The organism is Mycobacterium sp., assembly GCF_032162605.1.
In the GTDB taxonomy this organism is placed as follows: domain Bacteria; phylum Actinomycetota; class Actinomycetes; order Mycobacteriales; family Mycobacteriaceae; genus Mycobacterium.
This window is the reverse complement of record NZ_JAVROT010000567.1, coordinates 13,605-35,122: the sequence shown is the minus strand read 5'-3', so window position 1 is coordinate 35,122 and position 21,518 is coordinate 13,605. Positions and strand designations below refer to the sequence as shown.

22 protein-coding genes are annotated in these 21,518 nt (G+C 66.6%); 5 read left to right on the top strand and 17 right to left on the bottom strand.

What is annotated here, in order from left to right; all coding sequences use genetic code 11:
- The first annotated feature begins 17 nt into the window (after nucleotides 1–17).
- A complete protein-coding gene (locus tag QOI01_RS31505; protein WP_526387399.1) occupies nucleotides 18–866 on the top strand; it encodes a ribonuclease Z in 849 nt (282 codons plus the stop codon).
- On the opposite strand, the gene QOI01_RS31500 is transcribed toward QOI01_RS31505, so the two are convergent.
- Genes QOI01_RS31500 through QOI01_RS31470 form a run of 7 tightly spaced genes read right to left on the bottom strand, consistent with a single transcriptional unit; the run spans nucleotide 853 to nucleotide 8,110 of the window.
- Nucleotides 853–1,785: a phosphotransferase gene (locus QOI01_RS31500; RefSeq protein ID WP_526387397.1), complete on the bottom strand. Its 933-nt coding sequence runs from the start codon at nucleotides 1,783–1,785 to the stop codon at nucleotides 853–855. The two genes, QOI01_RS31505 and QOI01_RS31500, sit on opposite strands and share 14 nt — an antisense overlap.
- A gap of 38 nt (nucleotides 1,786–1,823) precedes the next feature.
- Entirely contained in the window at nucleotides 1,824–2,774 is a 951-nt protein-coding gene (locus QOI01_RS31495) for a phosphotransferase (protein WP_526387395.1), read from the bottom strand.
- Nucleotides 2,771–4,186: an amidase gene (locus QOI01_RS31490; protein ID WP_526387393.1), complete on the bottom strand. Its 1,416-nt coding sequence runs from the start codon at nucleotides 4,184–4,186 to the stop codon at nucleotides 2,771–2,773. The genes QOI01_RS31495 and QOI01_RS31490 overlap by 4 nt, the downstream gene beginning before the upstream one ends.
- Nucleotides 4,183–5,448 carry a M20 family metallo-hydrolase gene (locus tag QOI01_RS31485; RefSeq protein WP_526387391.1) on the bottom strand — a complete coding sequence of 422 codons (1,266 nt, stop codon included), beginning with the start codon at nucleotides 5,446–5,448 and terminating at the stop codon, nucleotides 4,183–4,185. The genes QOI01_RS31490 and QOI01_RS31485 overlap by 4 nt, the downstream gene beginning before the upstream one ends.
- Nucleotides 5,441–7,015, bottom strand: a complete 1,575-nt coding sequence (locus tag QOI01_RS31480) for a sodium:solute symporter family protein (RefSeq protein WP_526387389.1) — start codon at nucleotides 7,013–7,015, stop codon at nucleotides 5,441–5,443. Before QOI01_RS31480 ends, QOI01_RS31485 begins: the two co-directional genes overlap by 8 nt.
- Nucleotide 7,016: 1 nt before the next feature.
- Nucleotides 7,017–7,295 carry a hypothetical protein gene (locus tag QOI01_RS31475; RefSeq protein WP_526387387.1) on the bottom strand — a complete coding sequence of 93 codons (279 nt, stop codon included), beginning with the start codon at nucleotides 7,293–7,295 and terminating at the stop codon, nucleotides 7,017–7,019.
- Between the two features lie 17 nt (nucleotides 7,296–7,312).
- On the bottom strand, nucleotides 7,313–8,110 hold the full coding sequence (locus QOI01_RS31470; RefSeq protein WP_526387386.1) for an inositol monophosphatase family protein: 798 nt from the start codon (nucleotides 8,108–8,110) through the stop codon (nucleotides 7,313–7,315).
- Between the two features lie 180 nt (nucleotides 8,111–8,290).
- On the opposite strand from QOI01_RS31470, the gene QOI01_RS31465 reads away from it, so the two are divergent.
- Both QOI01_RS31465 and QOI01_RS31460 read left to right on the top strand, forming a co-directional pair.
- Nucleotides 8,291–9,064, top strand: coding sequence for a GntR family transcriptional regulator (locus tag QOI01_RS31465; protein ID WP_526387384.1), 774 nt, complete (start codon nucleotides 8,291–8,293; stop codon nucleotides 9,062–9,064).
- A 562-nt stretch (nucleotides 9,065–9,626) separates the two neighbouring features.
- A complete protein-coding gene (locus tag QOI01_RS31460; protein WP_526387382.1) occupies nucleotides 9,627–10,355 on the top strand; it encodes a cutinase family protein in 729 nt (242 codons plus the stop codon).
- Between the two features lie 26 nt (nucleotides 10,356–10,381).
- On the opposite strand, the gene QOI01_RS31455 is transcribed toward QOI01_RS31460, so the two are convergent.
- The 3 genes from QOI01_RS31455 to QOI01_RS31445 are packed head-to-tail and all read right to left on the bottom strand — an operon-like array spanning nucleotide 10,382 to nucleotide 13,765.
- The gene (locus tag QOI01_RS31455) at nucleotides 10,382–11,221 is read right to left on the bottom strand and encodes a transglutaminase-like domain-containing protein (RefSeq protein WP_526387380.1); all 840 of its coding nucleotides are present in this window, start codon (nucleotides 11,219–11,221) and stop codon (nucleotides 10,382–10,384) included.
- Nucleotide 11,222: 1 nt separating this feature from the next.
- Nucleotides 11,223–12,200: an alpha-E domain-containing protein gene (locus tag QOI01_RS31450; RefSeq protein WP_526387378.1), complete on the bottom strand. Its 978-nt coding sequence runs from the start codon at nucleotides 12,198–12,200 to the stop codon at nucleotides 11,223–11,225.
- Nucleotides 12,200–13,765, bottom strand: coding sequence for a circularly permuted type 2 ATP-grasp protein (locus QOI01_RS31445; RefSeq protein ID WP_526387420.1), 1,566 nt, complete (start codon nucleotides 13,763–13,765; stop codon nucleotides 12,200–12,202). Before QOI01_RS31445 ends, QOI01_RS31450 begins: the two co-directional genes overlap by 1 nt.
- Nucleotides 13,766–14,064: 299 nt before the next feature.
- Here QOI01_RS31445 and rpsT point away from each other — a divergent pair, with 299 nt between their 5' ends.
- Nucleotides 14,065–14,325, top strand: coding sequence for a 30S ribosomal protein S20 (gene rpsT / locus QOI01_RS31440; protein ID WP_526387376.1), 261 nt, complete (start codon nucleotides 14,065–14,067; stop codon nucleotides 14,323–14,325).
- Nucleotides 14,326–14,329: 4 nt separating this feature from the next.
- On the opposite strand, the gene holA is transcribed toward rpsT, so the two are convergent.
- From holA to QOI01_RS31415, 5 genes are all read right to left on the bottom strand, one after another.
- Nucleotides 14,330–15,268 carry a DNA polymerase III subunit delta gene (gene holA, locus QOI01_RS31435; RefSeq protein WP_526387418.1) on the bottom strand — a complete coding sequence of 313 codons (939 nt, stop codon included), beginning with the start codon at nucleotides 15,266–15,268 and terminating at the stop codon, nucleotides 14,330–14,332.
- 21 nt (nucleotides 15,269–15,289) lie between these two features.
- On the bottom strand, nucleotides 15,290–16,807 hold the full coding sequence (locus tag QOI01_RS31430; RefSeq protein WP_526387374.1) for a ComEC/Rec2 family competence protein: 1,518 nt from the start codon (nucleotides 16,805–16,807) through the stop codon (nucleotides 15,290–15,292).
- 23 nt (nucleotides 16,808–16,830) lie between these two features.
- Nucleotides 16,831–17,661 carry a ComEA family DNA-binding protein gene (locus QOI01_RS31425; RefSeq protein ID WP_526387372.1) on the bottom strand — a complete coding sequence of 277 codons (831 nt, stop codon included), beginning with the start codon at nucleotides 17,659–17,661 and terminating at the stop codon, nucleotides 16,831–16,833.
- 101 nt (nucleotides 17,662–17,762) lie between these two features.
- Nucleotides 17,763–18,167: a RidA family protein gene (locus tag QOI01_RS31420; protein ID WP_526387370.1), complete on the bottom strand. Its 405-nt coding sequence runs from the start codon at nucleotides 18,165–18,167 to the stop codon at nucleotides 17,763–17,765.
- Complete coding sequence (locus tag QOI01_RS31415) at nucleotides 18,164–19,195, bottom strand: acetamidase/formamidase family protein (RefSeq protein ID WP_526387368.1); 1,032 nt, start codon at nucleotides 19,193–19,195, stop codon at nucleotides 18,164–18,166. The genes QOI01_RS31420 and QOI01_RS31415 overlap by 4 nt, the downstream gene beginning before the upstream one ends.
- 134 nt (nucleotides 19,196–19,329) lie before the next feature.
- Between QOI01_RS31415 and QOI01_RS31410 the strand changes: the two genes are divergently transcribed.
- Nucleotides 19,330–20,415 carry an NAD(P)H-dependent amine dehydrogenase family protein gene (locus QOI01_RS31410; protein ID WP_526387366.1) on the top strand — a complete coding sequence of 362 codons (1,086 nt, stop codon included), beginning with the start codon at nucleotides 19,330–19,332 and terminating at the stop codon, nucleotides 20,413–20,415.
- Here QOI01_RS31410 and QOI01_RS31405 read toward each other — a convergent pair.
- Both QOI01_RS31405 and QOI01_RS31400 read right to left on the bottom strand, forming a co-directional pair.
- Nucleotides 20,405–20,827, bottom strand: coding sequence for a nitroreductase family deazaflavin-dependent oxidoreductase (locus QOI01_RS31405; RefSeq protein WP_526387365.1), 423 nt, complete (start codon nucleotides 20,825–20,827; stop codon nucleotides 20,405–20,407). The genes QOI01_RS31410 and QOI01_RS31405 overlap by 11 nt on opposite strands.
- Before the next feature lie 68 nt (nucleotides 20,828–20,895).
- Entirely contained in the window at nucleotides 20,896–21,513 is a 618-nt protein-coding gene (locus QOI01_RS31400) for a maleylpyruvate isomerase family mycothiol-dependent enzyme (protein WP_526387363.1), read from the bottom strand.
- Between the last annotated feature and the right edge of the window lie 5 nt (nucleotides 21,514–21,518).

The window sequence follows — 21,518 nt, the reverse complement described above, 5'->3', positions numbered from 1 at the left end:
CCTGTATACCTGGGGCCGTGATCGAGACCATCCTGTTGGGCACCGGCAGTCCCATGGTCGACCCCGATCGTGCGGGACCCTCGACCTTGGTTCGGGCCGGCGATCAGACGTTTCTCGTCGACTGCGGTCGCGGCGTGTTGATGCGGGCGGCGGCGATCGGCATCGGAGCGGCCAACATCACGGCCCTACTGCTGACGCATCTGCACAGTGATCACATCACCGACCTGTCCGACGTCATCACCACGCGGTGGGTCACCACCTTCACCCGCACTCCCCTGCCGGTGATCGGGCCGCCGGGGACGGGAGCCGTCGTGGCCGCGACGCTGGCCGCACTGGGTCCCGACATCGGCTACCGCATCGCTCACCACGCCGACATCACCGAACCGCCGGCAATCGAGGTCCACGAATTCCGGCACGGGGTCGTGTGGGAACAGGGCGGCGTCACCGTCCTGGCGGCCCCGACCGACCACCGCCCGGTCGAACCGACGATCGGCTTCCGGATCGAATACGACGGCGCCACTGTGGTCCTGGCCGGCGACTCGGTTCCGTGCGACAGTCTGGACGCACTGGCTGCCGGCGCAGACGCGTTGGTGCACACCGTCATCCGGAAGGATCTGGTGCAGCTGCTGCCGCCGCAACGGATCAGGGACATCCTCGACTATCACTCGTCGGTGCAGGAGGCGGCAGCGACTGCGGCGCGCGCCCGCGTCGGCACGCTGATACTCACCCACTACGTACCGCCGCCGACACCCGGCCAGGAGGAGGACTGGCGCGCCCTCGCGGCCACCGCCTTCGACGGCCGGATAGAACTCGGCGACGACCTGCACAGGGTCGAAGTACATCCGGCGGCGACTACAGCGCCTTGAGCCAGAAAGGCCATCGCGGGTCGGACATCTTCATTCGAGCGCGCATCAGCTTCCAACAACCGTACTTGTGATAGTCGAAATCCCAAGCAGAGCTGAGCTTCTGGTTCACGCACGCCCACAATCCCCACTTGGTGTCCGCCAGCGCGCTGCACACCTGAACCCGTGACAGCAGCGCGAAGTCCACCTTGCCGTACAAGGCCTCCACGAGCTCGAGGATCTGCTCTTCTCCGTAGAACATCTCCGTGGTCAGCAGCGCGAGTTCGTAGGCGCGCTCGTTGTTCGAGGCGAATTCGTAGTCGACCATCTTCATCGGCCTACCGTCGGCGACCAGGAAGTTTCCCGGCATCGGATCGTTGTGGCAGGCCACCAGGTCCAGGCCAGATGCCAGCAGCGCCGACTTCGCCACCCGATACTCGCCCAGGATCAGTTCGGCGTCGGCGGGCAATCTCACCGTGTGCTGCTCGACGCCGTCCAGATGCTCCTCGATCATGTCGAACACCGTCTTGGTCGCACTGAGCAGCGCACCGTCGTGCAACACCCGATAGAGGTCGATGATCTGGTGCGGAATCCCGGGGTCTTTGAAATCCCCGTTCGTGCAGGCCCGGTAGCCTTCGAGGAACTCGATCACTTCGACGCCGGTGTCGGGATCGAAGTGCACCAACTCTGGCCCGATCCCGCGTTCGCCTGCCCGACGGGTCGCCTCGTTGGCCACGACGCGGTCGATGAAGGCGTCACTGCCGTCACCTGGAATCTTCAGAAAGTACCGCTTGTCGACTCCCTCGACGGTGATACGCCAGTTGCTGTTCTGCAGCCCACCCAACACGGGGGCGTACTCCACCCGGCTGCCCTGCCATGGCGCGATCGCCTGCAGCACCTCCTCGACGCGGCGCTCGACATCGGTGCGAGCTGTGCCGACCACCCGGTTTCCAATGGTGTCTGACGTTGTCGCGGCCGTTGTCACAGGTTCCTCAGACGGTCGTGGAAGTGCCCGTCCCCCAACCCGGCGCGAGCCCGCAGGAATTGCCAATCGGAGAACTTCGAGTACTCGAGCGTACCCGGTCGGGCCGCGTCGGCGTAGGCGCCGACCAGTCCCCACCTCACGAGGTCCGCGAAGCCATACACGCGGGCACGATCGAACAACGACTGGTCGTAGCTGCCCCACGCCATCTCGAAGGCCACCCGGGCATCCGAGTCGAACGGCCGGACCTCCGCCAACACCACGCCGACATCCTGCAACGGGTCCATTCGCGCCGCGACGTCCCAATCGACCAAGAGCATGCCGCCACCGTCGACAAGCAGCACATTGGATACGTTGCCGTCGCCGTGACAGGGCACCTGGTCGAAACCCGTGGCAACGATGCGCTTCTCGGCCATGTCGAGCTGGCGCACCATCCACTCGAAGTCCTTCGGCAGCGACACGGCGCTCGCATCGACCAACGTGGACAGTGCCCGGATGTCGTCGAACACGCTGGCAGCCCGGGTGATCGAAGTGAAACCCTGCACCCGCCTTCGCAATTCGATCAGCTGCTCCAGCCGTTCATCGTCGTCGAAGACGTCCAGGGTGGCCGTCGATGCGCAGTCGAGGAAGTTCGCCAAGGCCAGCACCCCGGTCGCGACATCCGCCGCGTGCACCTCGGGTCCCACTCCGCACCGGCCCGCCTCGTCAGCGGCCGAGAATGCCTGACCAACGTCGACGTAACGATGAGCGTGTCCGATCATCGACTTGACGAAGACGGTCTGCAACGGCTGGGATTCGTCGGCGCTGCGGACGTCGAAGCATTCCGAGTCCGCCCCCCACCAACTCGGGCTGGCCATGGTCGGTGTGGCCTCGACGGTGATTTCCGTGTCGGTGAACAGGCCCATGGCGTGCAGAGGCGCGACTATCGCCGGCGGGGCCGAAGTCGTCACGATCTGTTCCGTCCCGCAGGGACCGCCGCCTCCGGTGCGGGCCACGTGATGGCGAACGGTCGCGCGAGCTCCAGCCATTTGGTCAACCGCAGCACGCTGCGGTCGGCAAATCTGGGCCCAATCACCTGGATGCCGACTGGCATTTCGGACGCCATGCCAAAGCACAAAGCCGCCGCGGGCTGCGCCGTCTGATTCAACCAGGCGGTGAAGCCACAGTGCCCCAGCGGCTGTGACTCGTCCAGGCCACACTTTTCGGCGGGGAAACCGACCATCGGCAGGACGGGTGAGATCACGAAGTCGAATCCGGAGCAGGCCTCTCGCATCCGCTCGGCCGAGCGTGCGACGGCCTCGGTGTCCCGGGTCAAGTCGGTGGCGCGGTAATCAGCGGCGGGCGCACACCACTGCCGAATGGCCGCGTACACCAACTCCCGCCGCGGGGCTGGGATGGATTCGAGCTCCGCCAGCGCACGCACCTGGAACAGTCGATCCAGCGCCGGGTACGGATTCTGCCCGAAGACGGGCGCGACTGCCGAGACGGCAGCACCTTCGGCGCGCAATGCCTCCGCGGCGTCGGCCACGACCGACAGCACCGCGTCATCCGCCCCGTACCCGTGGCCGAGATCGGTCAACACCCCGATGCGAAGCCGGTGTGGCTCCAACGCGTCCCGAGTCGACGACTCGGCTTCCTGTGCCAGGCTCCAGACGTCACGTGGGTCGGGCCGGGTCAGTACGTCAAAGAGGTCGATGACGTCGTCGACGGTCCTGCCCATCGGCCCAGCCGACCGCATGACAGAGGGTGCGACGTGGGGAATGCGACCCTGGGTGGGCTTCAGCGCCACCAAGCCGCAATGCCCCGCCGGCAACCGCACCGAACCGGCGATGTCGGACCCGACGGAGGAGAACCCGATGCCCGCGGCCAGGGATGCACCGGCACCGGCGCTCGACCCGCCGGTGTTGCGGGACGGGTCCCACGGGTTGCGGGTGATCCCGTAGAGGGAGCTGACCCCGGCGGCCATCATGCCGAAGTCCGGCATCGTCGTCTTCCCGACGATGACCGCGCCTGCCTCCTTCAATCGCGCAGCAGGCGGGGAATCGGTAGTCGCGTCGGGCAGTTCGGCGTTGGCGGCGCAGCCGTGGCGCCACGGCATGCCGACGGCATTGACGCTGTCCTTGATCGTCACCGGCAGCCCGTCCATCGGACCCAGCGGACGACCGAGCGCCCACCGCCCGGCCGACGCCAGTGCGGCGGTCTGCGCCCCCACGGCATCGACGTGCGCCATCGCGTTGATGACCGGATTGCGCGATTCGATGCGGTCCAGGGTGCGCTCGAGGACGTCCACCGGCGTCAACGCACCGCTGCGATAGCCGGCCCGGACCGCGTCCGCTTCGGCGTCGAGCACGTCGTCGGTCACGTGACGGTCGCCGCCTCGAGCGCGCCGGTCATCATCCGGCGGGTCGTCAGAGTCAGCATGTGGACGCCGGCGAGAATCTGTGCGTCGGAGGTGTATTCGTGTTCGTTGTGCGATACGCCGTCGATACTGGGGACGAAGAGCATCACGGTCGGCACCACGTCCTTGAGGTTCACCGAGTCATGTCCTGCCATGGTGGGCAGCTCCCGCCAGCTCAGCCCGAGATCGTCGGCGACCGCACCGGCCAGCGCAATGCCGGCGTCCTGGTAGCGGGTCGACGGTCGCAGGGCGGCGGATTCGATGGTGATGCCCACTTCTCCCTGCTGCTCGATCTCGGCGATGCGCGCCATCAAGGACCGATGCGCGGCGGCCAGGTCCTCGTCTTTGAGGGCGCGCAGGTCCGCGGACAGCCGAACCCGCGCAGGGACCACCACGGGTGAGTTCGGTTCGACGGTCATCCTTCCGACCGATCCCAGCACCGTGTCGGGACCGAACTCGGTGGCCGCCGCCCGGACCGCCAGCACCACCTGGCTGGCGCCGACGAGGGCGTCCCGCCGATACCGCATGTGGGTCGCACCGGTATGGGACTGCTCACCGTGCACGGTGATGGTGTACTTGTAGGCCGTCCAGTTGTGGGTGACGACGCCGACGTCGAGGCCGGCGTCGACCAGTGTCCGGCCCTGTTCGATGTGGATCTCCGCGTAACCAATCGCCTCGGGGGCGGTATCGCTGCCATGGAAACCGATGCCGCGCAAAGCCTCCCCCACTGCCACACCGTCCTTGCCCACGGTGTCGAGGACCTCGTCGGCGCCGAGCTTGCCTATGAAGACCGCGCTGCCCATCAGGCTCGGCGAGAATCGCGACCCTTCCTCGTTGAACCAGTTCACCGCAGCGACGTTGTGCCGCACCCCGACGGGGCGATCGGCGACCACTGCCGCCGCAGCATAAGCGCCTGCGAGTACTCCATAGGCACCGTCGAATCGTCCGGACGTGGGTTGGCTGTCCAGGTGGGAACCGACCAATACGTGTGGAGCGTCTGGTGATTCGGCAGTCTGCGCGCAGCCGTACATGTTGCCGACCGAGTCGACGCGGCAGTGCAACCCGTGTTCGCCGAACCATCCTTGTAGCCACTCGCGCGCCGCTCCGTCCGCCGCAGAGGCTGCTTCCCTGTCCACTCCGCCTGCGGCAGTCGCTCCGATTGCCGACAACTCGGCGAAGTCGGCGAGGAACGCTTCATCGGTCAACTTGAACCGCGGATCAACCATCGAGTGCTTCCTCCCGCGACTCCTTGGCCAGGTCGTGCAATTGCCCCTCGAGCGACACGTCGGGCACTGGGGTCGGGCCCTTGACGCTGGTCTTCGCGGCCTCGAACATATCGTTCACCCTGGCCTTCTCGAAATCGTCGGCGTTGATGAATGCCGCGGCGCCCAGGAAGACCGCCAGGTTGACCACCAGTCCGACGATACCGCCGGTCAGACTTCCCAGCCAGCGAATGTCGTCCGGATAGATCCAGGTCAGGATCATCGCAACGACGAAGCCGGAGGCCATGCCTGCGACCGCGCCCTGCTTGTTGCCGCCCCGCCAGAAGATGCCGAGGAACAGCGGCACCGCCAGTTGCACCACGCCCTGGTAGGAGATCTGCGCGAGTAGCTGCAGCCGGTCCAGGTTGAAGGTCAGGTAGGCCACGACGCCGGCCAGCACCATGAACACCGCCATCGAGGTCTTGGCGACGTAGGTCAGTTGCTTGTCCGAAAGAGGGCGCTTCTCGGTGTTGACCAGGTCGTTGGCGATCTGCAGTCCGCACACCTGCACGCTGCCGTCGATGTGGCCCATGGATGCGGCGAAGACGATGGTGATGCCAAGACCGAGCAGCCAGGTGCCGCCGTAGTCGGTCATGATGGTGAACCAGCCGGCCTGCGGAGCCGCGACCACGTCGGGCATCACTGTTGCCGCAATTCCCACCAGCATCAGCAACGTGTAGAAGACGCCCGAGATGAGAACGGTGCACAACGTGCCGGACTTCACGGACCGTACGCTCGACGCGGTGTAGATGCGCTGGAAACTCGTTGGCCAGCAAAGTGATCCGATGACCCCGGTGAAGATCAGCGCGAAGATGTAGAGCGGCCCGTAGGCGTCGCCGTCACCCGGCAGCATCAGGTACTTGTCGGCGACGTCGTTGAGGTCGCCGAAGCTGATCGGGCCGCCCGCGGCGCCGGACAGCAACACCAGGCACAGAATCGCCGAGAAGACGTATGCGACGGTGCCCTGGAAGGCATCGGTCATGATCAGGCCGCGCATGCCCATCCGGACCGTCCAGTACTGCCGGATGACGATCACCGCGAGCCCCACCAGCAGACACGTGGTAACCGACCACGCGCCATCGCTGGCCAGTTCGAAAACCGTTCCGAGGGCTTGCATTCCGAGCACGACCCACGGGAAGATCGAGACGATGCCGATCAGGCTGGCGACCACCCTGACCGCAGACGAGTCGAACCGCTTGCCCAGCAGGTCCGGCTGTGAGCGCAGGTCGTACTTCTTGCCCCAGCGCCACGCGCGGGTGGCCATGAAGTACATCATCGCCACGCCAAGGGTGGAGTAGGCCAGGCCGTACAGGCCGAATACACCGGCGCCGGTCGCGAGCCCGAAGAACGCGATGAACGTGGAGCCGGGCCACCAAGAGTTGACGTAGCTCATCGCCACGTACCACGGTCCGTAGCTTCGGCCGCCGACCGCGTACTCATCGAAGGTCGGCGCCGTCTTCTGTTGCGACACATACAAGATCGCGACCACGATCGCGTAGAACACCGCCAACATCGCGAGCATGATCAGCATGTCAGCCTCCGAGACCTTCGGTGGTGGGCTCTAGCGAGTCGTCGTCGAGTTCGCCGCGGATGTCTTCTACGACGTAGAACGCCGTCAGGGTGAGCCCGAGGACGAGTGCGTTCAAGATCCAGTACACGATCGAGAACGGGAGCCCGAGGATCTCGAAGCGAATGCCGCTGCCCCATAGGTACAGCGGTGGAAAGAGCGCGAAGAGCAGAGCGAGTGCATAGAACGCTCCGAAAAAGGTGACGACGGATCGGCGACTGAAGCCTCTGATACGTTCTTTCATGATCGAATCCCTCTGTACTAGTTCGTCGTTGGCGAATGAATCGCGGACGCGGTCCGCGGGGCTACGTAGGCCAGCAGTTCGTCGTGGACGATTCCGTTGCTGGCCATCCCGTTTCGGGCGTCGAACACCCGTCGGCCGTCCAGACTGGTGAACCTGCCCCCGGCCTCCTCGATGATCACCGACATCGGCGCCAGGTCGAAGGTCTGTGCGGTGTAGTCGACCACGGCATCGGCGCGGCCGCACGCCACCATCGCGTAGCCGAAGGCATCGCCCCAGGTGCGCAGCACCACCCCACGGCCGTGGAGATCGTCGATGACCTCCGACTCCCAGTCCTCCAACCACGTCGCCATCACGTACGCGCCGTCGAGGTCACTACGACCCGACACCCGCACCTGAACGCCATTGCGCCAGCAGCCACCGCCCCGTTCGGCGTGGACGATGGTTCGTGCACTGGGCAGGTTGATGATGCCAAACACGATCTCGTCGCCTTCCTGCAGCGCGATCAGGTTGGCGTACAACGGAACACCGTGGATGAAGGACTTCGTACCGTCAATGGGGTCGACGATCCAGCGGTACCCGCTGTCGCCATCGGTGTCCGGATACTCCTCGCCGGTGAACCCGTCGTGGGCGAACTCCGCCCGCACCGCGTCGCGGAGAAGGAGCTCGATCTCTCGGTCGGCATCGGTCACCGGGGTGCCGTCGGCCTTGGTTTGCACTCCAAGGTCGCGATCCTCGAAGTACTTGCGCGAGATCCGTCCGGCATCCTGGGCCAGCTGCATGCCCAGTCCGACGCGTTGTTCCAGTGTCGTGCTCACCACAAGAGCATCTGGCTAGACCATTTCTGGTTCGGGGGACCGATGTTAAGTCCACGTAACGATGCCCTGTGTATCGCGCCTGCGGGTCCGCGGCGGGCACTCCTCTCCAGATGCGACGTCACACCTTCGGAGTTAGCCTGGTTGATCACCACCACGGTTGCAGCCGACAAGGAGCAGGTCATGCTTCGGCATGAGCACGTCAATGAGGCGCTGAGACGATTGGCAGCGGAACTCGCCGAGATGGGTGCGTCGAGGATGCCGACGGAACGTGCACTGGCGGAACGGCTGGAGACGTCACGCACCACCGTTCGCAAGGCGCTGGCCCTGCTCGAGAATGACGGCACGATCCGGCGGGTCAGGGGACGCTCGGGTGGGGCTTATTTGACGGAGGTGCCGTACAGGGATGCCGCACCGCAGGCGGCGCGCCCATACTGCAGTGGCCGCAGCGTCCTTCGCAGCCTGAACACCGTGAAGGGAATACCAGAGATCCTGCACGAGCAGGGGTTTCGTGATGGCACCACGGTCCTGCGATCGGGTCTGGTGCGTGCCCAGTCCCGAGCGCGCGAGGCCCTGGGTCTGTCAGAGGACGAGTCGGTGGTCTCGTTGCTTCGGCTTCGGCATGCCGACGGCGAGACGCTGTCGCTCGAACAGATGTATCTGCGTCCCGAACTGGCAGGTGTGCTGGACACCGAGATGAAGTCGATCTATCGGACGCTGCATTCTCGCTTCGGCGTGCAGATCTGCGTCGCCGATGAGTCGATCGAGATGGCCACCGTTCCGCAGGCAGAGGGCGCGATGCTCGGCCTGCTGGCAGACACGCCGGTGCTCAAACTGGAACGCATCGGCTACGACCAGCATGGCCGTGCCCGGGAATACTCCGTGGACCTGTTTCGCGCCGACCGCACGCGACTGCACGTCCGGTCGCAGTCGACGATCAGCGCTCAGCGCATGTGAGGCAGTCGACTTCGATCGGAGGATGACGATTTCGTTGACCGCGACCCGGCGCGGATTGGTCACGATGAACGTGACCGCCGCAGCGATGTCCTCGGCAAGCAATGGCTCGACCTCACCGAATACATCGATGAAACCCTGTTCCTGGCCGTCTTTTTGGGCGAACAGTTCACTCTCGGCGCGTCCCGGCTCGATGACCGAGAACCGCACGTTGCGCGTCGTGAACTCCTGACGGTCGCCCCGGCGACCGACGAGATGTTGACCACGTCGGCGAGGGTGCGAGGGCTGTCGCTGGCCGCTTTGAGCAGGTACGGCAACGCGGCCTTGGTGACGTACATCGGCCCGTCAGAAGACTCGCCCCTGGAGGAGTGGGACCGCCTGCCTGGCGTGCGCGACACACGAGTCCGAGCGGCAGGTTCGGTTCGCCTCCCTCAGCGTGAAATGGAACGAACGGGACAATTCTCACGCTTCTAGGTTTGCGATGTGAATTTCCTGGGCACACCGTTGCCGTCTATTGGGGAGCAACGGAGCCGGCCCGCGTGGAGTACGAGATCGGATAGTCGACATGAAGCTACTCAGTCGTTGTTTCGCCATCGTGGCGTCAGTGGTGGCCGCAGGGACGGGTTCAGCCGTCGTTGCCTCTCCGGGCTACGCCGCTCCATGTCCGGACGTGGAGGTGGTGTTCGCGCGGGGGACGTTCGAGCCGCCCGGCGTCGGTGCGACCGGACAGGCGTTCGTCGACGCACTCCAAGCTAGGACCGGCGCCAAGTCGGTCGACGTGTATCCGGTGAATTATCCGGCGTCGCTCGACTTCGCCACGGCTGCGGACGGCGTGATCGACGCAGGCAACAAGGTTCGTGACACGGCGACGAACTGCCCCGATACGAAGATCGTGGTCGGCGGTTACTCGCAGGGCGCCGCGGTGGCCGCCTACCTCACCGAGGACGCCATCCCCAATGGGTTCAATCTGCCACCCGGCCTCACCGGACCGATGCCACCCTGGGTGGCCCAGCACGTCGCGGCGGTCGCTTTGTTCGGCAAGCCGTCGAGTGGATTCTTGCAGATGATCTACACCGGCGCGCCACCAATCAACGTGGGCTCGCGTTACACGTCGAAGACGACCGACCTGTGCATCCCGGATGACCCGGTCTGCTCGCCGGGTGGGAGCGACAACGGCGCCCATGGCATGTACATCGCCGACGGTCTGACGGATCAGGCAGCGGACTTCGCGGCGAAAAAGCTGCCACGGGGCGGGCCGACCCAACCCGTCGACCAAGTCAGCGCTCACGGTTAGGCGTGTCCTAGGGGGCCGGCTCCTCCCTAGGCCAGGCGGGTGATCTCCACGACGACGTCGAGGTCGGTCGACCCCTCCCCCGAGTAGATGCCCTTGAGCGGGGTCACGTCGTGATAGTCACGGCCGACGCCCACGCTGATGTATTGCTCGTTGATCTCCTTGTCGTTGGTGGGGTCGTAGTTCCACCAGCCACCCGTCCACGCCTGTATCCACGCATGGCTCTGACCGTCGATGGTGTCACCGACCTTCGCCTTGGCGTTCGGATGTAGATAGCCGGACACGTAGCGTGCCGGAATACCCATGCTGCGCAACAGAATCAACGTCAGGTGGGCGAAGTCCTGACAAACGCCCTTGCCCTCGCGCAGCGCGTCGAGACCCGACGAGTGCACGCCGGTGGTGCCCGGCACGTACGCGAGTTCGGCATGGACCCACTTCGCCGCCTCGACGATCGCCTGCGGAGGGTCGTTGTACTTGGCGATGCGCTGACCAACGCGGGACATACGCCTGCTGGACGGGACGAACTCCGACGCCACTAGGTACTCGTCGTACTTGTCCTTGACCGCCGCCGAGGCCAGGTCCTCCCAGGTCAGCTTCTCCTCGGGCAGTTCGCCCTTGTCGGTCTCGACGACCGACGACGCCGTCACTTCGAGTTCAGCGTGCGGAGCGTGGAGGTCGAAAGCCGTTACGGCCGTTCCCCAGTAGTCAACGTAGCGATAGGACCGGGTAGCAGGTACCGTCTCGACCCGGTTGAGCACCACGTTCTGCCGGGAGTCCGAGCGCGGCGTCAGCCGGGCCTCGTTGAACGACGCGGTGACCGGCGACTTGTAGGCGTAGCCGGTGGCGTGGATGACTCGCATGCGCCACACGTCAAACCTCCCCTTCTTCGATCACCAGCGAGCCGCTTCGACCGGCATCGGTCCACGCGACCCACGGCGCCGAGTAGAAGTACTCCACCGCCAGGGCCTCACCGACGTCGGCGCAGGTCGTCTGCAGCGCGCCGAGTGTTTCCTCCAGGGACTCCAGCAGCACGCCCGGTCGCAGGAATTCCAATTCGCTTCTGGCGCGGCCGAGTAGGCGCTGCGCCTCGGCGGTCGCGCCGACGCGGTTGAGCCTGCGGTGGTGCAGTTCGTCGAGGCTGTGTTCGGCCAACCGAAGCGAGTACATCACCGACCGCGGGAAGAGCCGGTCGAGCATCATGAACTCGACGACGCGACCCGCGTCCAGCACGCCTCGGTAAGTGCGCAGATAGGTGTCGTGCGCGCCTGCCGACCGCAGCACCGTCACCCAGGCGGGCGACGACCCGCTGTCGCCGACGCGGGACAACAGCAGGCGCACGATCATGTCGACGCGTTCGATGGCCCGTCCCAGCAACATGAAGCGGTAGCCGTCGTCGCGGGACAGTGTGGAGTCGGCGAGACCGGCGAACTGCGCCGCGCGGCCCTCGATGTAGGACAAGAATTCGTGGGGCCCGAGTCGCTTGGCGGCACGTTCGCGCTCCGGTAGCGCGTTGTATGTGGTGTTGAGGCACTCCCAGATCTCGGTTGACGTGACTTCTCTTGCACCGCGGGCATTCTCACGCGCCGCCGAAATCGATTCGACGATCGAACAGCCGCCCTGGGTGTCGCGGCTGAATGCGACGAGGTCGGTCAGGGACCACAGGTCGAGCTCGGTGTCCGGCGGGTCGATGCCGAGCACCTTCAAGAGGGTTCGCGACGCCTGGTCGGGGTCGACGCTGGAGTCCTCGAGCAGCTGGTGCACGGTGACGTCGAGGATTCGGGCGGTGTCATCGGCTCGTTCGACGTAGCGGCCGATCCAGTACAGCGATTCCGCGTTGCGTGCCAGCATCAGTCCACCACTTGCTGTTGCTGTTGCTGTTGCTGTTGCTGATCCTGCGGGCCCATCGCCTGGGACTGCTGTTGCTGCGAGGAGCCGTCACCGTTCTTCTCGGCCTTGGAGGAGCCCTTGGCCGCCTTGGGCAGCGCGCGCACGACCTCGGCAGCGGCCAACTCGCGGTCGGCCGCCGACGTGCGGGACGCGAGCACCCAGGTGTCCTTCGAACCGCCGCCCTGGCTGGAGTTCACCACCAGCGACCCCTCCGGCAACGCCACCCGCGTCAGGCCGCCCGGAAGCACCCACACGTCGTCGCCGTCGTTGACCGCGAAGGGACGCAGATCGACGTGCCGCGGTGCAAGGTTGTCGTCGATCTGCGTTGGCACCGTGGACAACTGAACGACGGGCTGTGCGATCCACCCCCGCGGATCGCTGCGGATCTTCTTGGTGATGGTGGCCAGTTCCTTCTCGGATGCATCCGGCCCGAAGACGATGCCGTAACCGCCGGATCCCTCGACGGGTTTGATCACGAGTTCCTCGACCCTGTCGAGCACTTCCTCCCGCTCGTCGTCGAGCCAGCACCGGAAGGTGTCCACGTTGGCCAACAACGGCTTCTCACCCAGGTAGTACTCGATGATCGTCGGGACGTAGGTGTAAACGAGCTTGTCGTCGCCGACCCCGTTGCCCACCGCACTGGAGATCACCACGTTGCCTGCGCGTGCGGCATTCAGGATCCCGGCCACACCGAGGACGGAATCGGGCTTGAAGTGCATGGGGTCGAGGAACTCGTCGTCGATGCGGCGGTAGACGACGTCGACCTGACGCTCGCCCTCGGTGGTGCGCATGTACACGGTGTTGTCGCGGCAGAACAGGTCGCGGCCCTCGACGAGTTCGACGCCCATCTGCCGAGCCAGTAACGAGTGCTCGAAGTACGCCGAGTTGTAGACGCCGGGCGTCAGCACGACCACCGTCGGATCGGCCTCGTTGGAGGCTGCCGCGTTGCGCAGGGCGCGCAGAAGGTGCGACGCATAGTCGCCGACCGAGCGCACGCGGTGAGTAGCGAATAGATTGGGGAAGACCCGCGCCATGGTGCGTCGGTTCTCCATCACATACGACACCCCCGACGGCGAGCGCAGGTTGTCCTCCAGCACCCGGAAGGTGCCCTGCCCGTCACGCACCAGATCGATGCCCGCGACGTGGATGCGAACGCCGTTGGGCGGCACGATGCCAGCCGCCTCGCGGTGGAAGTGCTCGCACGACGTGACGAGCCGGCGCGGGATCACTCCGTCGCGCAGGATCTCCTGCTCGCCGTAGATGTCGTCGAGATACATCTCGAGGGCCTTTACGCGCTGGGTGATGCCGCGCTCCAGGCGCGACCACTCAGCCGCCGAGATCACCCTGGGTACCAGGTCCAGCGGGAACGGTCGCTCCTGCCCGGATAGGGAGAACGTGATGCCCTGGTCGATGAACGCACGGCCGAGCGCCTCGGACCGCGCAGCGAGTTCTGACGCGTCCGAAGGAGCAAGCTCGGCGAAGATGCCCTTGTATGGACCCCGCACGTTGCCCTGGGCGTCGAACATCTCGTCGAACGCCTTCGAATAGTCGCCGACGTTGTTGTAACCGCCGAATATCCCGTTGTGTCGTTTCTTGGAGGAAGCAGCCTTTCGGGACGATCGACCATTTTCCGATGGCAAGGTTCGAAGGCTCACCAGTGACATGCTGCCCCACCTGTCGAGTTTCGGCAGGCCAGTGGCCCCCCGGTTTCGCACGCTTTGGGTATTTACCCCCGGCGCTGGTAACCTGAACCCTCGCTGCCCGTTGTCGGGCGCCCATGAACAACTTTGGTAAACCCAAGCTGACCTTTAGAAGGAACTGACGCGTGGCCAACATCAAGTCGCAGCAGAAGCGCATCCTCACCAACGAGCGCGCCCGACTGCGCAACCAGTCGGTGAAGTCCGCGCTTCGCACGGCTGTCCGCGGATTCCGTGAAGCGATCGACGCTGGTGAGAAGGACAAGGCAGCCGAGTTGCTGGTTTCGACCAGCCGCAGGCTGGACAAGGCCGCCAGCAAGGGCGTCATCCACAAGAACCAGGCGGCCAACAAGAAGTCCGCGCTGGCGAGCGCGCTGCACAGCCTCTGATCGGCTAGCCTCCGGCCAGTTCGGCCACTCTTCGCACCGCCGACTCGAGCGCGTAGTCGGGATCCGCTGCCGCGCCCTTGACATCCGCGTTCAGCGCGGCCACCAAGCGCATCGCCTCCGCGACCGAGTCGCGCGACCATCGCCTTGCCTGCTTCTGCGCCTTCTGCACCCGCCACGGCGGCATGCCCAGCTCCCCGGCCAGCCGGTAGGGATCGCCGGACAACGGACCGACCCGTGCGATCGCGTGAACCGCTTCGGCCAGCGCGTCGGCGAGGACGACGTGTGGTTCGCCGCCGATCATCGCCCAGCGCAGCGCCTCGGCCGCACCAGAGACGTCGCCCATGACCGCCAAGTCGGCGATGTCGAAGCCCTTCACCTCGGCCTTGCCGGCGTGATAGCGGCGCACTGACGCCGCATCGACGTTGCCGCCGGTGTCGGCCACCAGCTGCGAGCAGGCGGCCGCGAGTTCGCGGATGTCGGAGCCGACCGCGTCGAGCACAGCGGTGACCGTGTCCTCTCCGACCTTGACCTTGAGGGTGCGGAACTCACGACGGACGAAGTCCGCCCGCTCACCGGGCTTGATCTTTCTGCAGTCATGCTCCTCGGCGCCTAGCGATTTCAACTGATCGGCCAGCGCCTTGGCGCGTCCGGCACCCGAGTGCACGATGACGAGCACCGTGCCCGGCTGGAGGTCCGCGGCGGCATCGGCGATCAGCGCCATGGCGTCTTTGCCCGCCTCGGCGGCGGCCTCGAGGATCACGACCCGTTCATCGGCGAACAGCGACGGGCTGAGCAACTCCGCGAGTTCGTTCGTGCTGACCTCGCCCGCACGCATGCGATCGACGGGCACGTCGTGGGTTCCCGCCTGCTTGCGGGCGGCCCGCAATACGTCGGCGACGGCGCGGTCGACGAGAAGGTCTTCATCACCCAGCACGAGGTGCAGTTGGCTCACGCTCCGATGGTGTCACGGCCCACCGACCGCATCGACACCCTGCCCCGACGCCGACCACGCCACCAGGCACACCACCGCCGCGGCCAGGACCAGGCGTCCCCACCTGAACCGCCACAGCAGCACCGAGGCGATCCCGGCGCCGGCCACGCTCACCACGCCGGGCAATCCCGACGGAACGGGCAGGACGGCGCCCGGCAGTGCCGATGTCCAGTGTGCGACGTGCAACAGCCACCACAGCTCGGGACCGGTGAACCGGATCAGCAGCTGTGCGGCGGCCGGCCACAGCGCCGTCACCGCGGCTGCGACGGTGCCGATCACCGTGATCGGCGGGATGACGACCGCCACCACGAGGTTCGCGACGATCGCCACGACGCTGACGGTGCCCGACATCCCGGCGACGAGTGGCGCAGTGACGAGCTGAGCAGCGGCGGCAACGCTGACCGCCGCAGCCAACGGCGTGGGCCAACCACGCTCGACTAGCCGACGGGACCACACGGGTGCGATGACGACCAGCGCGGCCGTAGCCGAGACGGACAACGCGAACCCGACGTCGACCGCGAGTTCGGGTGCTCCGACCATGAGCACCAGGACGCAGGCCGACAGCGCCGGTATCGCCTGTCTTCGCCTCCTCGAGACGACCGCGAACAAGGCGATGGCCCCCATCACGGCTGCGCGCAGCACGCTCGCCGAGGGCTGCACCACGATGACGAAGGCGATCAGCGCCATCGCAGCCAGCCCGACGGCCGCCCGTGGACCGATCAGTACCGCCGTGAGTAGCACCGCGCCGCAGACTATCGTCACGTTGGCGCCAGACACCGCGGTCAGATGCGTCAGTCCGGCGATCCGGAACTCGCTGATGGTGTCGTCGGTCATCGCGACCGTCTCCCCCAGCACCAGCGCGGGCAGCATCGCAGCCTGATCGGGGGGCAGCACCGCCCGAGCCGCGTCGGCGAACTTGGCCCGCACGGCTGCCGCGCCGCGCTGCACAGCACTCGCCGTGCCAAGCCTCGGCTCGCCGGTCGCCGCCAGGACCGCCACGGACAGATCGCGCCGGGTTGGCCGCGAGATCCTGGCGCGGAACGCGGCGGGGCGGCCCGCGGTCAGTTCGCCGTACTCGAATGCCGACGCGAAGACCAGGACACGACCGCTCGCCGGGTCGCCGTCGAGCGACTTCAACGCGCCACGAAACATCATCCGGGTGGCGCCGAGGAACCGCGGCGACTCGCTCGGCGTGACCACGACCGAGGCCGTCGCCCCGTAGTGCGACACGATCGGATGATGACGCACGTCGTCGACCCGCAGGCCGACGGCGAAGGCGAAGGCGATCCCGACCATCGCCACGGCGAGAACCGAGGGCCAGACCGCAGACGACCTTCTCGCCGGGCCGCTCCTCAGCCTCCACGCAACCACGGCGGTCACGATCACCGCCACGCCCACCGACCAGAGTGCCGCCGACGGACTCCATAGGATGCCCGCCGCCGTCACGATCCAGCAGGTCAGGGCCGCGGGCACCAGGCGGACGTCAGACACGGTAGTGCCGGAGGGATGAGTCGTCACACATGAACCAGCGCGCGCAGCTTCTCCAGCCGCGCCGGCCCGATACCGTCCACCTCGCCGAGTTGGTCGACGCCCGCGAACGATCCGTTGGCGTCCCGCCACGCGATGATCGCGGCCGCAGTGACGGGGCCCACGCCGGGCAAGCCGTCGAGCTGATCGACGGTCGCCGTGTTCAAGTCGACCAAAGCGCCTGCGGCCGAGGGCTTCTCACCAGGCGTCGGCGCGGTCGGCGAGGCGCCGGGCGCCGAGCTGATCGAGCTCCCCATCACCGGCGGCGCACCGAGCGGTGAGGAAATGCCGACGATGATCTGTTCGCCGTCACTGACACGCCGAGCCATGTTCAGCCCGACGAGATCGGCGCCGTCGAGCGGGCCGCCAGCGGCCGTCAACGCGTCGGCAACGCGCGCGCCCGCGCCGAGCGTGACCAGCCCGGGCTGGTGCACCAACCCCACCACGCTCACGACGACCGGCGCGTCCGGAGGGGTCCGTCCGCCGCTGGGAGCGGGTGCGGCAGACGAAACCATCTGCACTGGAGGCAGTTTCGCCGACGTGACCGCCGGTCCGTCGTCCCGCAACAACGTGAACACCGTCACCAGCACGGCGATGGCGCCGACGACGCCGAGACCGATGACACCGGCCCTGCCTGGGTCGGCCCGCACCGTCGCGATCCAGTTCGACGCTCCCCCGGCCGTCGCCTCGGGCAGCCATCGCGACAGCGAGGTGTCCGACTCCTCGGTGTCGGGAACTCCCTCAGCGGTCTCGTCGTCCGGGGTTCGCTGCCCGCTGAGTCGGCGCTCTACCCTGTCGACCGGTCGTTCGGTGCGCATGCCGCGACGGTAGGGGTAGCGCCGGACCACACCGGTCCCCACGGCGGCCGCCGATGCACGGCTGTGGATGAAGCTCGGTCTGTGGATCGCCTACGGACGCCTTAGCCCCACCCCGCCCCGCGCCAGCACACCCAGTCGATCTCGACCAGCGCGCCAACGGCCAGACCGGAGACACCGACACAGGTGCGCGACGGCAGCCGCCCCGGAAACCACTTGGCGTAGGCGGCGTTGAAGGCGCCGTAGTCGTCCCAGTGCAACAGGTAGGCACGCACCGAGACCACGTCGGTCAACCCACCCCCGCAGAGCTCCGTGACGCGCAACAGGTTGTGCAGCACCTGATCGGTCTGGGTGGTCACCTCGCCGCCCACCACGGCGCCATCGATCCCGGTAGGCATCTGCCCGGTCACGTACAGCGTCTGCGCCGCCGCGGTGGCGTGCGCGAACGGCGCCACCGCGGGTGGCACTCCGTCGTCGGGTGTGAACGTGAACGCGCGGATCCCCGTCATCCCGCGACCCCCGGCCAGCTCGGAAAACAGCGCTTGCCGATGCGGCCATGGACGCCCTGGCGCTGGTCGACGACCTGGGTCACCGTGAAGTCCACGGCGACGGACATGAACGAGTACGCGTCCCTGCGGGTCAGGCCGAAACTCCGCTCGAGCACACCGAGAGTGCGCACGGCGGCAGCCTTCATCGCCGAATCGAGGGTGTCACCGAATCCGTGCACCAACAATTCGGTCGCGGTCTCCAGCACCGGGACGGTGAACGACAGGTCGCGCCGAATGGTCAAGCGCAGCAATCCGTTCAACGACGACTCCAACGCGGTACCGCTGATCTCGCCGTCGCCTTGGGAGACGTGCGGGTCGCCCACCGACAGCAGCGCACCGGGCACCTGCACGGGGTAGTACATCCGCCCGCCCGCTCCGATGCGCCAGTTGTCGATGTTGCCGCCGTGATCGCCGGGTGGCACCGACGACACGCGCTGCGGGTCGGCGGGCGCAACGCCCATGGTGCCGAAGTGCGGGCGCAGCGGGACCAGGACGCCACGCAGAGCGGGCTCGCGTGCCGCGAGGTCCGGAACGACGATGGTGCCCGGCTCGGTCGCCAGCGGAGTCACCGTCCAGTCGTAGCCGAAGACGGCGCGCCCCAGCAGCGCTTCAGCGTCGAGCTCGTAGATCGTCACCCGTTCCCCTGGCAACTCGTCGTACAGGTAGCCCCAGTGCGCGGCGAGGTTGGATCCGTACGGCAACCGCGGTTCGGCCGTCAGGATGTCCACCTGGAGCACGTCTCCCGGCCGGGCTCCCTCGACCGCGACCGGTCCGGTGAGCAGGTGTGGCCCAGGGCCGCGGTCGGTCACGGAGGCGAAGACGTCAGCGATGCCTTGGTCCATCAACAGGTCGGGGGCATCGCCGGCGTGATGGGTGAGCGTCTCGATCTGCACCAGGTCGCCCGACGCGACGGTGAGAACCGGTTTCAAGCGGGGGTCGAAGAACCCCCAGTGCACCGTCGACGGCGTGGCGGGCAGGAAGTGCTGCATCCGGCGATCATGCCAAGGTATGCGCGTCGTCGCCGACTATGAGCCTTATCGTCGAGGATTGGCGACATTTTCGACCAGAAGCCACTGTCGAGGTATTCGCCCGCTGGTACACATCGGACGAATAGTGTCTACCCATGAGCACACCGACCCCTGCACGGCCGCTACGGGTGATCCAGTGGACCACCGGCAACATCGGAAAGCGCTCGCTCCACGCCATCATCGGGCGTGACGACATGGAGCTCGTCGGGGTCTACGCGCACGGTGCGGACAAGGTGGGCGTCGACGCCGCTGAACTGGCGGGCCTCACCGAGCCCACCGGCGTCACGGCGACCAACGACGTCGACGCCCTCATCGCGCTAAAGCCCGACGCATGCTGTTACAACCCGCTGTGGCCCGACGTCGACGAGCTGACCAGACTGCTCGAAGCGGGCGTGAACGTATGCTCCAGCGCAGCCTGGATCACCGGCGGCAAGCAGTCGCCCGAGGACCTCGACCGCATCCGAAAGGCCTGCGCAGCGGGAAATTCCACGATCTTCGGCAGCGGTGCTCATCCCGGTATGACGAACATGGTCGGGATGGTGCTCTCCGGCGCCTGCGAGAACGTAGACGAGATCCGCATCACCGAGTCGGTGGACTGTTCGACCTACGAATCGGCGGGCACCCAGGCGGCGATGGGCTTCGGCCAGGATCCGAACACACCCGGCCTCGCCGAGAGCGTCCGCCGGGAGAGCGAGGTGTTCGCCGAGTCGGCCGCGATGATGGCCGACGCCATCGGCGCCGCGCTCGACAGGTTGACCTTCGACGTCGAGTTCACCACTGCCACCGGCGACAGCGACCTCGGCTTCATGCAGATCCCCGAGGACACCGTCGGTGGCGTCTACGGCTTCCACCGCGGTTGGGTCGGCGAGAAGAACGTCGTGAGCGTGGGATTCAACTGGACGATGGGCAGCCATGTCACGCCGCCCAAGCCACTGGAACACGGACACGTCATCCAGGTGTTCGGCACCCCGAACATGCGCACCGTCCTGCATTGCCTGCCCCCGCGGGGCTGGACGGAATCGGGTTTCATGGGGCTCGGCATGATCTACACGGCGATGCCGGTGACCAACGCGGTTCCGGCCGTGGTCGCTGCGGCGCCCGGGATCGTCACACTCAAGGACCTGCCACCGGTGACCGGGGCGCTTCGCCGGCTAGCGGCCCGGCAGACGCCTACTCGATGACGAATACCGGAATCTGCCGTGTCGTCTTTTTCTGGTACTCCGCGTAGGGCGGGTAGGCCGCGACGGCGAGCGTCCACCAGTGCTCGCGCTCGGCGCCTTCGATCTCGCGAGCGGTACCCGTGAAGACCTTGTCACCGTCCTGGACCGCCACTTCTGCGTTGGCCACGACGTTGTAGTACCAACTCGGGTGTTTGGGATCGCCGCCCTTGGAGGCGACCATGGCATAGCGACCGTTCTCCTCGACACGCATCAGAGGCACGTAGCGCTTCTTGCCAGATTGGGCGCCGGTCGTCGTGAAGAGGACGACGGGCCGTTCGAGGACCTCGACGCCGTCGGTGGTTCCTTGCGCCAGAATGCGCTCGGTCTGGTCGCGTACCCATTCGGTGGGACTCAGTTCGGCTTGTTCGCTCACGCAATCTTCGAACGCCGCGAGCCCCCGAACAATTCCTCGGCGCCCGTGCGACCACGCTTGGTCGGTGCTCAGAGCCGGGCAGCAAGGGTGGCCGTGCCAGGCCCGTCGAGGTCGGGCACGGCGGCACGGCGGCCGCCCATGATCATCAGTAGCGCCTCACCGGCGCCCCGGACCTCCGGCCCCTCGCCGTAGGCCCAGTCGAGATCGGTGGCCACCAGCCGAACTCCGCGTGCCCGCCAAGCGCCGCGAATGGTGGGTGCGTACCGCACGAAGTCCAATGCGACGCGCAGGCGCGCGGCGGGGATCTCCCGCGGCAGACCCAGCGGACGCCGAATGTCCTGCTGATGAATCATGTTGTCGGTCAACGCGACCCTGCCACCGAACCCCGCACCGAGGCCGTGCGGCTCGGCATTGTCACGCAGCAAGCCGATCAAGTGGTCGGTCGAGCTTCCTTCGAGATCGGCCACCGCGATGGCATTGATGCGGTCCGTCTGCAGTCGGCCCTTCAGGAAGCGAGCCGCGAGGTCGCGCGGCGAGCACCCCTCGAAGCTTACGCAATGAGCAGCGACGTCGCGGACGGTCCAGCCCGCGCACAACGACGCACTCTCCCACTGCCTACAGGTCAGACCGGCGAGGAAGTCGGCGAAGTCCAGCCGCTCCTCGCGCGCCAAGTCCTTTTGCGTCACCGAAC